Origin of the sequence: Richelia intracellularis HH01, from assembly GCF_000350105.1 — a bacterium.
Classification (GTDB): domain Bacteria; phylum Cyanobacteriota; class Cyanobacteriia; order Cyanobacteriales; family Nostocaceae; genus Richelia; species Richelia intracellularis.
In genome coordinates this window covers 53,477-64,364 of sequence record NZ_CAIY01000031.1, presented here as the reverse complement: position 1 = coordinate 64,364, position 10,888 = coordinate 53,477, and the positions used below count along the sequence as shown (strand labels likewise).

General features: G+C 30.7%; 7 protein-coding genes. 2 read left to right on the top strand and 5 right to left on the bottom strand.

Annotated elements, in window-relative coordinates; all coding sequences use genetic code 11:
• Positions 1 to 440: 440 nt before the first annotated feature.
• The 3 genes from RINTHH_RS03870 to folB all read right to left on the bottom strand — a co-directional run bounded on the left by RINTHH_RS03870 (position 441) and on the right by folB (position 2,712).
• The gene (locus RINTHH_RS03870; protein ID WP_081606224.1) at positions 441 to 1,313 is read right to left on the bottom strand and encodes a GGDEF domain-containing protein; all 873 of its coding nucleotides are present in this window, start codon (positions 1,311 to 1,313) and stop codon (positions 441 to 443) included.
• A 71-nt stretch (positions 1,314 to 1,384) separates the two neighbouring features.
• The gene (locus RINTHH_RS11180; protein ID WP_052312027.1) at positions 1,385 to 1,744 is read right to left on the bottom strand and encodes a response regulator; all 360 of its coding nucleotides are present in this window, start codon (positions 1,742 to 1,744) and stop codon (positions 1,385 to 1,387) included.
• A 587-nt stretch (positions 1,745 to 2,331) separates the two neighbouring features.
• Complete coding sequence (gene folB / locus RINTHH_RS03865) at positions 2,332 to 2,712, bottom strand: dihydroneopterin aldolase (protein ID WP_044304573.1); 381 nt, start codon at positions 2,710 to 2,712, stop codon at positions 2,332 to 2,334.
• Positions 2,713 to 2,937: 225 nt separating this feature from the next.
• Between folB and menD the strand changes: the two genes are divergently transcribed.
• Complete coding sequence (gene menD, locus RINTHH_RS03860; RefSeq protein ID WP_008233134.1) at positions 2,938 to 4,716, top strand: 2-succinyl-5-enolpyruvyl-6-hydroxy-3-cyclohexene-1-carboxylic-acid synthase; 1,779 nt, start codon at positions 2,938 to 2,940, stop codon at positions 4,714 to 4,716.
• 1,530 nt (positions 4,717 to 6,246) lie between these two features.
• Here menD and RINTHH_RS03855 read toward each other — a convergent pair.
• Positions 6,247 to 6,798 carry a 5-formyltetrahydrofolate cyclo-ligase gene (locus tag RINTHH_RS03855; protein ID WP_044304571.1) on the bottom strand — a complete coding sequence of 184 codons (552 nt, stop codon included), beginning with the start codon at positions 6,796 to 6,798 and terminating at the stop codon, positions 6,247 to 6,249.
• A 1,113-nt stretch (positions 6,799 to 7,911) separates the two neighbouring features.
• Here RINTHH_RS03855 and RINTHH_RS03850 point away from each other — a divergent pair.
• Positions 7,912 to 8,856, top strand: a complete 945-nt coding sequence (locus RINTHH_RS03850; protein ID WP_044304567.1) for an NAD-dependent epimerase/dehydratase family protein — start codon at positions 7,912 to 7,914, stop codon at positions 8,854 to 8,856.
• 1,377 nt (positions 8,857 to 10,233) lie between these two features.
• On the opposite strand, the gene miaE is transcribed toward RINTHH_RS03850, so the two are convergent.
• Positions 10,234 to 10,836, bottom strand: coding sequence for a tRNA-(ms[2]io[6]A)-hydroxylase (gene miaE, locus RINTHH_RS03845; RefSeq protein ID WP_008233122.1), 603 nt, complete (start codon positions 10,834 to 10,836; stop codon positions 10,234 to 10,236).
• Positions 10,837 to 10,888 lie beyond the last annotated feature (52 nt).

Here is a 10,888-nt window from a genome sequence, read left to right as displayed (position 1 = left end):
TTTTTTTATATATTAGCCTGACAGATATTATTCTAATCTCTTAATTATTTCAGTAGAACCTTCAATGTATTGAAGGTTCTATGGGAGAAACAGTCAATATATTGCACAAATTTTTATATAATTACTAAAATTTAAATCCAAATTCTAATATGATATAAGCGTTTATTAAGTCAATACACAATAATAGTATACAGAATTGATATGTTCTTATTAATCAAAATATAAAATTATCATTAATAAAAAAATGTAGCCTAAAAATCAGAATTGTAGTAATAATTTTTGAGGAAATAAAATGCAAATAATTATAAGTAATACAGCTTAACTAATAATCAATATATAATTAATTGCAATTACACTAAAATATGACCAGGAAAAACTTGTAAACCATTGGTTAGTTATATAGCTATTTATATACAGAGTGCTCTACAATTCCAAGTTATTTAACTAATTAGTCTTTCATGAAAAATAACGTAATTTGCTTTACCTTTATCCTTAGCATGATACATAGCAATATCAGCATCTCGCAAAAGTAGCCCAGCCTCTTCATATTCATGATTACTTATACTAATACCGATGCTAGCTGTGGTAAAAATCTCATGCCCATTTATATTTAAGGGAGACTCTAAAGTTTTATGGATACGTTGAGCAACTTGGGTAGCAGAAGTAATATTAATTATATCTTCTAGGAGGATAGCAAATTCATCTCCTCCAAGCCTGGCTATAGTATCCTCATTACGCAAACATGACTCTAAACGTTGAGCTGCAACTGCTAAGAATTCATCTCCTATTCTATGCCCAAATTTATCATTAATTCCTTTAAAACCATCCAAATCTATAAATAAAACAGCAAATTGGTAATCTTTTTGTTGCTTACTCCTCTCAAAAACTTGTTGTAAAACATCCTGAAATAGAACTCTATTTGGTAATGAAGTTAGAGAATCATAAAAAGCGTGGCGAAGTAATTGTGATTCTATTTTTTTACGTTCGCTAATATCTTGAAAAATTATTATGGCACCATTAATATTTCCATGATCATCACAAATGGGAGCAATACTATCTCCTATAGGTATCTGTTTTCCACTTTTTGTAATTAATATACAGGTATCCGGCAAAGTAACAACCTCACCTGTAACTATTACCTGTTGAAATAAATAATCTATCTTTCTCCCTGTATGTGAATCTATAATTTCTAATACCCTTTCTATGCTAACTGCTAATGCTTCCGATTCATGCCACCCAGTTAGCGCTTCTGCCATAGGATTCATGAGTTCAATTTTGCTATGAATATCTATAATGATAACTGCGCTACCCATACTGTTAATTGCAGTTAACCATTTATGATGTTCTTGCTGAATCCTAATTTCAATTTGTTGCTGGTAAAGAGCTACTTTAATTGTGGTATATAGTTTTTTCTTATCATATTTTTTAAAATACAATTTCCATAATACCAATTACATGTATTTTGATTACATAATCTTGGCTCTATAGAATCCTTACCCAAATATAATACTGGTATATTAAGTTTCTCCTGAATTAGACCTGCAATTTCCACGTACTTGTTACACTCTGAAGAGTAGCTACCTAATAAAACTACATTTGGATTAGCCTCAGATATTCTTTTAATAATATCTGAGGCTAATCCATTTATTTCTGATATGCTATATCCTATTTTTTGCAACTTTTGCTCAATCTCTACATATGCTATATTTTTATCCTCAATAACTATGATTCTGAAAAGATCCATTTGAAATTTACCTATAAATTAAGGCTTAGATATTAGTTACTATTAATGATTAAAAATCGTACTGCTAATAACACTATAATTAATATTCAATAATATAGCTATTGATTCTTACCAATTATAATAATAAGTTTGTACTCATCAAGACTATGCTCTATCTTTCGATAATTAGTTAATATATCATTGCTTTTATGTATTTATTTAGATTGCGTATAAACCCGATTTTAAGTAATGTTATAAATAAAACAAACTATTAAAATCCAGTATTTTTTGATATCTCATTTTTAAAAATAGTGCTAAATAATCTTTGAAATAAATTGTATATTTTTTTTAATTGTGAATGGTAAATCAGAGCACAAAAGACTTTTTTTTTAAAAGTACAAAAAGACATGGATTAAAAAAGTAAAAATACTGGCAAATTAATAATAGATAGAAATATTGCCTCTAACGAGTAATGATTTTGAATCATAGATTGATATGATTTCATATACAAAAATATTTTCTGTATAAAAGATATTTAATCTACAATTCAAAATTATATTTATCATCCTATTAAAAAAGTTGCTCACTAAAAACAAATTTAGTTATTACTACTGATTAACGGCATATAATGATCTACTTCTAGTCACATCAATACTAACTGTGCCACCAAAATCAGGAATTGGTGCATTTATTTTACTCAAAATTACTTGTACTTGTGAAATATGCTCACTTTGTTGGAGAATAGAATTAGCAATAGCTTCTACTAATCTTTCTATCAAAATAAATTTAGAGTCTTGTATTAAATTTTTAACTATATCAATAGTACTACGATAATCTACTGTTTTTTTTATGTCTTCTGTTTTTGCAGCTGTAGAAATGTCTAGCCAAAGTTTAGCATTTACTTCGAACCATTGTCCTAATGCCTGCTCCTCTGGTAAATAACCAGTGTAACCATAAGCACGAATTCCAGAGACGTGAATGCAGTCCATCATAATATATACTTAATATTGATTTTGAAAAGTAACTTTATCATATAATTTTAGGCCTAGGAGTAGACAACAAAAAATACTTTTAATGGGAGAGGAAGACGAGGAAAAAATTAATAATGTACATAATATAATCTAAAATGAAACTGGATGAGTTTTCTTTATTACTTGACCAATAAATAGGTGGATAGATAAAAATTACTTTGACTAGCTAACTATAATTATTTCATGTCAACTGATTATAAAAATATAAATCAAATTTGGTCTGTGATTGCAGTAGAAACTTTGAAGCGCCTTGGATTAAAAACAGCCATCATTTGTCCTGGTTCACGTTCTACTCCTATGGTAATGGCCTTTGTTCAATCATTACTAGATATTGAGGTAATTTCTATTTTAGATGAGCGTTCTGCTGCTTTTTTTGCCTTGGGAAGAGCAAAGGCAACAGGTTTACCTACAGTACTAGTATGTACTTCTGGTACTGCAGGAGCTAACTTTTATCCAGCAGTTATTGAGGCAAAAGAAAGTCGTATACCATTGCTGATTTTGACTGCTGATCGACCTCCAGAATTGCGAGATTGTCATTCTGGGCAAACAATAGATCAAGTGAAATTGTATGGTAACTATGTTAACTGGCAAATAGAGTTAGCAGTACCTATTGCAGATATAGAAGTCTTAAAATATATGCGCCAAATGTTAATCTACGCCTGGGAACGATCTATAAGTCCTATTCCTGGTGTGGTTCATATAAATGTTCCTTTGAGAGACCCTCTCTTACCTATTCCCCATGAAAGTAACTTACAGGTCCGACTCCTAGAACTATTGAAATCCCAACTAAAACTAGAGGAATTTCTAGATGGGGTGAGGATTAATACACCATTAGCAGATATTGATAACAAGCTACCAATATTACCTGAATGGCAAGAATATGATCGTGGTATAATTATCGCCGGAGTATCTCAACCACTTAAAACTCAAAAATATTGTCTTGCAATCGCTCAATTATCTGAAAGTTTACAATATCCAGTACTGGCAGAAGGATTATCCCCTGTTCGTAATTATGCTGAAAAAAACCCTAACATTATTTCTACCTATGACTTAATTCTCCGTAACTCTAAATTGGCAGAACGATTAACCCCACAGATAGTTATTCTAGTTGGGGATATGCCTACCAGTAAGCAATTACGCCAGTGGTTAAGTAGCATATCAGCCAAAGTGTGGGTAATAGACCCCACATACCAAAATCTAGATCCTACCCATAGCAAGACTATTCACCTACGGGAATGGGAAAGTAGAAGAGTTGATAGACCTTACAAGTATTCCCAAGATAAGTTAAAGGTAAAAGGAAATAAAGAGGACTCTTTTATCAAAATGTGGCTGTCAGCAGAAATCAAGACAAGGCAATCGGTAGATAAATGTTTTATGCAGATGGAAGATATATGTGAAGCTAAATTAGCTTGGCTCCTATCCCACAGTTTACCTTCTGCAACGCCGGTTTTCATTTCTAATAGCATGCCAGTGAGAGATGTAGAATTTTTTTGGAGACCCAATAATTCTCATATTATCCCCTACTTTAATCGAGGTGCTAATGGGATTGATGGTACATTATCCACTGCTTTGGGAATAGCACATCAGCAACAAGGCAGCGTTATGCTAACGGGAGATTTAGCTTTACTTCATGACAACAACGGCTTTTTACTCAAAAATAAATTTGTTGGCCATTTAACAATAATTTTAATTAATAATAATGGTGGTGGCATTTTCGAAATGTTACCCATTGCTGAATTTAATCCACCCTTTGAAGAGTTTTTTGCTGCACCTCAAAATGTGAATTTTAAGAGTTTATGTGATGCTTATGGGGTTGGATACCAATTAATTACTTCTTGGAAACAACTGAAAGACGAACTAAAATTTTTACCTGCAGAAGGAGTCAGGGTCTTAGAAATACAGACAAACCGTCAAGTCGATGCAAAATGGCGCAAAGAAAACCTGGATAAATTTGTAATATAAAAAACCTATATAAATAAACTGGTACCAATCAAATACAAGTATAACCTAAGTGATTATCCCATATAATATGAAAAGACTTTAAGCAATGTCAGTATCAACTATACTAACATCAAACAGAAAGTATATAGTTTGTTTGTAGTATTACAGCAGTTATTCTTAATATTAAATATTTTAGTATAAACATTTTTATAGTTTGAGATGTCAATAAAAAAGTAACGTACTCTCACTAGAGAAATTAATTGGAATAGTGATACCAATCTTCTTACATAGAAGATTCCCCACTTTCTACATCTCACTATTAAGACTTTTTCTGTAAAGCTCAATCTATGCTGTTACTCTTGAAAAACGAATCAGTATTCAAGTTAATACCCTATAATCATGTGTTTATAGTACTTATTTTGTAAAACCATTATATAAAATTCTCATAATTTAATAATTCAGTATCATGAATTATTGGTCACTCATCAAAATCCTTAGTTCTATAGAGATAAACTGACTTATTACACCATTATGAAAGCTAGGGTCTGTTTAATAGACCCTAGCTTTTTATTATTCTGCCTTTAGAAAAATTCCTTAAATTTCATCTTTTATTGAATATGGGAAAGTTGCTGTGCTGTTTTTTGGAATTCAAGAAACAAAAAAAACGATCCCAATTAGAATATCACCAAATATATTTGGCATGATATTTTCATATCTGTAATAATGATTATTACCTTTATGTTCACTTATCTTATTTAAGGCTTAAATATAATTAACTTAGTCTAATTATTTAAAGTTATTGCAGTTATGTATTTGCTTTTTACTGGGAGAATTCGACTTTATGCTTTGTTAAGTAAAATAAGGATGAATATAAATTCAACTTTATTAGTCATAATTAACTAAATACTGCAATAATGCTTAATAATTTTTTCTATCCAAGTGCAATTTATAAATTCACTTATAATCCATACATTTAGTAATAGCTTTAAGCTTCGTCTACACTAACTAAAATCATTACTATATAAATTTTGGCTTGTAATAGAATTACTACAATTTTTACCAGAAAATACAATTAATGATGACTCGTATAACTTAGTATAAAAAGCTTTTATACTCGATAAGTTCATTGTTTTTACTATTCCCCACTGTTTAAAATATGTTTGTTATTATTCTTATCAGTTTACCCTTTTCTATTTTTTCTTATTATCTAATAAATCATGATTATTATTGGTTAGACCTAATATAAAAATGATTTTCAGTTAGTATTTTGGTTAGAGTAACATAATTGATTTAGTAATTAAGTTAAACATATCTTTGCATTTAAAACTATGGAGGTTATACTTATTTGCATTCTAGTCGGATATTTACTCATTATAATATTAATTTAATTAATTATTTACCAACTATTAGGACAACTCATTGTAAAAACTCTCTGTGCCAGAACTTCAAATTTTGATATAATAGTTGTTGGTATTATTCTGACCATTGTTTATATGGAATATAATAGTGTCTCATTGTAACTGAAAATAAATAACTGTGAATAACTAGCCTTCAAATCATCTGTATACCGATCTCTGTACAAATACCACTTAATTTAATATCCCAAGGTTGAATAGGTAATTTCTCTATATAGGCAAACTCGAATATAATCCCAATTGTAGGTGTATTTCGCACCAGAGGAGAACTTAAAAAGTAATCGTAATATCCACCACCATAACCTAGTCTATAACCTTGATGGTCACATGCAACTGAAGGAACAAGTATTAAATCAACTTCTTCTAAATTAATCCGAGGGCTATTTTCATTGGGTTCTAGAATTCCATACATACCAACTTTTACAGGGTCTAGTGATATAACTTTATGCCAATAGAGAGATCTCCCAACACAACGAGGGAAACCCCAAATGTAACTATTATCAGTAAATAGAGGACTTAAGTCTGGTTCTTGGCGAAAGCTAAAATAAGCTAATACAGTTCTTGCATGTATAAATAGTGATAAAGACTGTATATGTTTAATAATACAATTATTATTTTGTTGCCACTGTGAAAATAACATTGATTCACGGTGCATTATTAATTTTCGACGTAGTTTGTACTTGTCCACAAGAGCAAAAAAAGTATATTCATAAATTCTAGGATGGTGCAATTATATGCTTATATTCAATAACTAATGGTAAAATCCCACCTTTTAAATTAAATAAAGTATTAAACAAAGTGTTAATAATAAATACTTAGCAATTATATTGGTAAATCCTCCAAGGTACTTTTTTATTTGGTTTGTTCGTTTCTTAAGAACTTTACCCCTAATTTTCCAAAATTTATTCGCAAAGTTAAATTAATCAAGCCATAAATTGATACTTTCCTATATTCTGGTACATCAAGTAAAAACTATACATGAGAACATCAGATTAAGCAAAAGTATTAGAAATTTTGGTTGTTTGAACTTCTTATTAAGATAGAATGCAGGGTTATTTTATCCCTTCTCATGGGTAATTTCATAATTAGATGATCGAATCTAGTCTATATTTAGGTATAACAATGTCACAAGATAATGTGAAGAAATAAACCTATGAGCCTTATAACCTTACTCTCATAAAACTTCACTGTAGATAACCAAACTACCTTCGCTTATTACTTTTGTTGATTCATACGCAAAATCTCTCATAATCCCTAATAATACATTCTAAAATGTGCTCAATCTGGGTACTTCCCAACAAGATAACAATGAACCCTCCCAACCAAATGTCAGCTTTCTGAATTGGCAGTGTACATATAGAAGAAATAAGTAAATCGATTAGAAAAGCTTAAATCATTATTTGGGATATACTCTTTTTACATAATTTATATTAAAAAATTTTAATATGGTGACAATTCCTTAACTAAATATATAAGCTTAACCAAAGTCTTAAGTATTAACTGCGATAAATTATTGACCTCTTTAAATAATAAATAATACCGCTGATTATAAATTTCCTGTAATATGACTTTTCATGTTTTGAAGACTATATATTTAGAAAACAGATTCTATTTGTATTCCCTAAATGATAAACTCGAAAATTGACTGTTGTAATTAAATTATCAACAAAAGTAGTAAATGATAATATGATAATTTAACCCAATTCTTATCCATGGATTTATTAGCATTATTTATTTAAGTGCATTTTTAATTTCTATTTTTGAACAGAATTGTAGTCATAAGTAAAAAAGTGGGAGATTTATGCAGATTCTAATTATGGGTGGTAATCGTTTTATAGGCGTACACTTAACACAAATGTTGCTAGAAAAAGGACATAATGTAGTGCTGTTTAACCGGGGCAATCGATCTGCTCCATTGAAACATGTAAAAACTATCATAGGTGATCGTACTAATATAGCTCAACTAAGGGAAAAATTATCTACGGAGAATTTTGATGTTATTTTCGACAACAGTGGTCGTAAACTTACTGATACCAAACCATTAACAATGATTTTTAAAAATCGCTTACGGCAATTTATTTATATGAGTTCAGCAGGAGTGTACCTAAATTCAGACCAAATGCCCTATATGGAAGGAGATGCTATTGATCCCAAAAGTCGTCATTTTGGCAAGTATGAAACGGAAATTTACCTGATGGATAAGAAATTTCCTTATACATCTATCCGTCCCACTTATATCTATGGTCCTGGAAACTATAATGATTTAGAGGCTTGGTTTTTTGATCGTATTATCCGTGATAGACCTATTCTAATACCTGGTGATGGACTACAATTTACCCAACTAGTTCATGTTAAAGATTTGGCTGGTGCCATGTGTCAAGTTTTAGACAATCCACAAGCTGTGGGCCAAATTTATAATGTTTCAGGTGATCGCTTTATCACTTTTGATGGTTTAGCACGTTCTTGTGCTGTAGCCGCGGGTAAATCTCCTGACAGTATTAGGATTATTCACTATGACCCAAAACAATTTAATTCCATAAAGGGAAAAGCATTTCCCCTGCGTGTACAACACTTTTTTGCCGGAGTAAACAAAGCCATGAAGGACTTAAAATGGAAACCTTTGTATGATTTGATTACTGGACTTGAAGATTCCTTTGAGAATGATTATCTCGCTTTTGGCAGAGACAAGGCTGATATTGATTTCTCTATAGATGAGGAAATTCTTCAGAGTTTACATCTAGCTTAATACCTAAAGTATAATCTCAAGTTTCAGAGACTTGGATTTACTTGTCCCCCTACTACCATTATTAATGGTGGTATTGTTTAATGGATAATATTAGCTGTAAGCATTTATTTTTACCTACACTGATACAAGCCTTTCAACGACCGCTGTGGTTGATACACTTATTTTAATTAAAACATAGTGAAGAAAGTTCTCATAATTAAACCCTTGGTATAGAAAAACAGCACTTGTAATTGGAATAAATAGTAGAAAAAGTAATGCTCAATATAGTTTTTATATGAGCAGATTCTGAATATTATTTGCTTAATTGGCACTATATCCTTAGGTTTTAACTGCAAACTGATTACTTTGTGGAGAATGTGTGCAGTTATTACTGTCCCCAGAGTGTTAACATTTTCTATGAAATAATTATTATGGCCACCCCATATTAAGTACTAGTAAGAGTTAAATTTAAACCAACAAAGTTGTCGAGCCGTATAAGCTAGTTTATTAAACAGTATAATTTTTTAATTATTGAAGTTGAATCACCAACAAATCAGTTTCCATCCTCCATAATGCCTTAAACTTGCTGCTAATAATTATATGTGGAAGTGTATAGCCTAATCACAAGATGTGTTAAGGCCCTAGCCTCTGCCTGAAAACTATTGTTTGAATGTATTCTAATAATTCCAGCTAGTAAAAAGCAGTCTCAACCTAGATTTGCTCAAACCCACAATTTGCAATTAAAACCTTCAAATACTGTAACAAATATTTTCCTAATATTCAGGTTTCTAAACTGGGCTATACTTACCTAAAACAAAGCTAAGAGTTTCAGTAAGAGAATTATAATTATTCTTTTGCTCGTTAAAAATAAAAAAACTTTGATAATGAATTCGATAATAAATTGGTATGGGTATATTTAATTTAAGATTGAATATAGAATATTTTCAATCTTAAACTTACTGGGAAATAAAGCATAATCAGTTTATTACCATGACTGTAACAATAATAAATGCTAAGAATACACTAAAGTTAAGAGTAAGTAATATTGGGTATAATCTAATCCAAGATTAAAACCCTTGATATTCTATACACCAACCCTAATAGGGCTTATGAATAAAAAACTAAGTGTATTATTATTTATATAATCGTGTCTTAGGAGAATGAAAAGCTTAATTATAAAATCCTCAAGTTTATGCAATTTGTGAAAATTTTCTTGTAAAATTTCTATGTTTAGAGTAAGGATTTTGTTTGACTATCATTTTTATGAAAATTTCTTTTTGATTTCGTTTTAAAATAAGCCTTATACACATTTGAGTCTAGGGAGTAATTTAATTTATACATCTGAATTATTCCCTAGTAAATTCATAATATATTCTTTTATCTATCTTATCCTTTCATCTAACTATGTACTCTTGGTTGAGGATATAAATTAGTTAATAACTCACTTTCCAGTAATGCTAATTCTTGCAACCGTGACATAAATATATCTCGCGCGAAATATGTATCAGCCAATCTCCAGTAAACCCCATAATGCCTAGCTTCGGAAGACATCAAACTACTATAAAAGGCTGCTAAATCTACTTCCAGACAATAAGTTGATAACAAACCCAACCGTTCATGACTTCGAGCCTCAATTAACCCACTGACCAACAAAGAATCCAGAAATCTTAGTGGTTCCTGATGTCGAATTTGGGCTTTTAAAGCTGCACCATAGGGGGGGGCGTTTAATGGGGCCATTGGTATGTTCCGTTTCTCCAACCAATTATTGACTTGGTCGAAATGCTCCAATTCTTCTTTGGCAATTTTTGTTAATTCCTGAACCATTTTAGTCTTGGAAGGATAACGAAACATCAAGTGAATAGCTGAACTTGCAGCCTTAAGCTCGCAATGGGCATGATCGAGCAAAATAGTATCTAAATTGGTGATTGCCTGTTCTACCCAAGCATAGCTCGTTGGTTGCTGGAGAACATTGATAGTTGCTGGATTCCCAATTACCTTCATTAAGGATAATTAATAATTTATTTACTACGATAATGATACAAGATGCAACTGC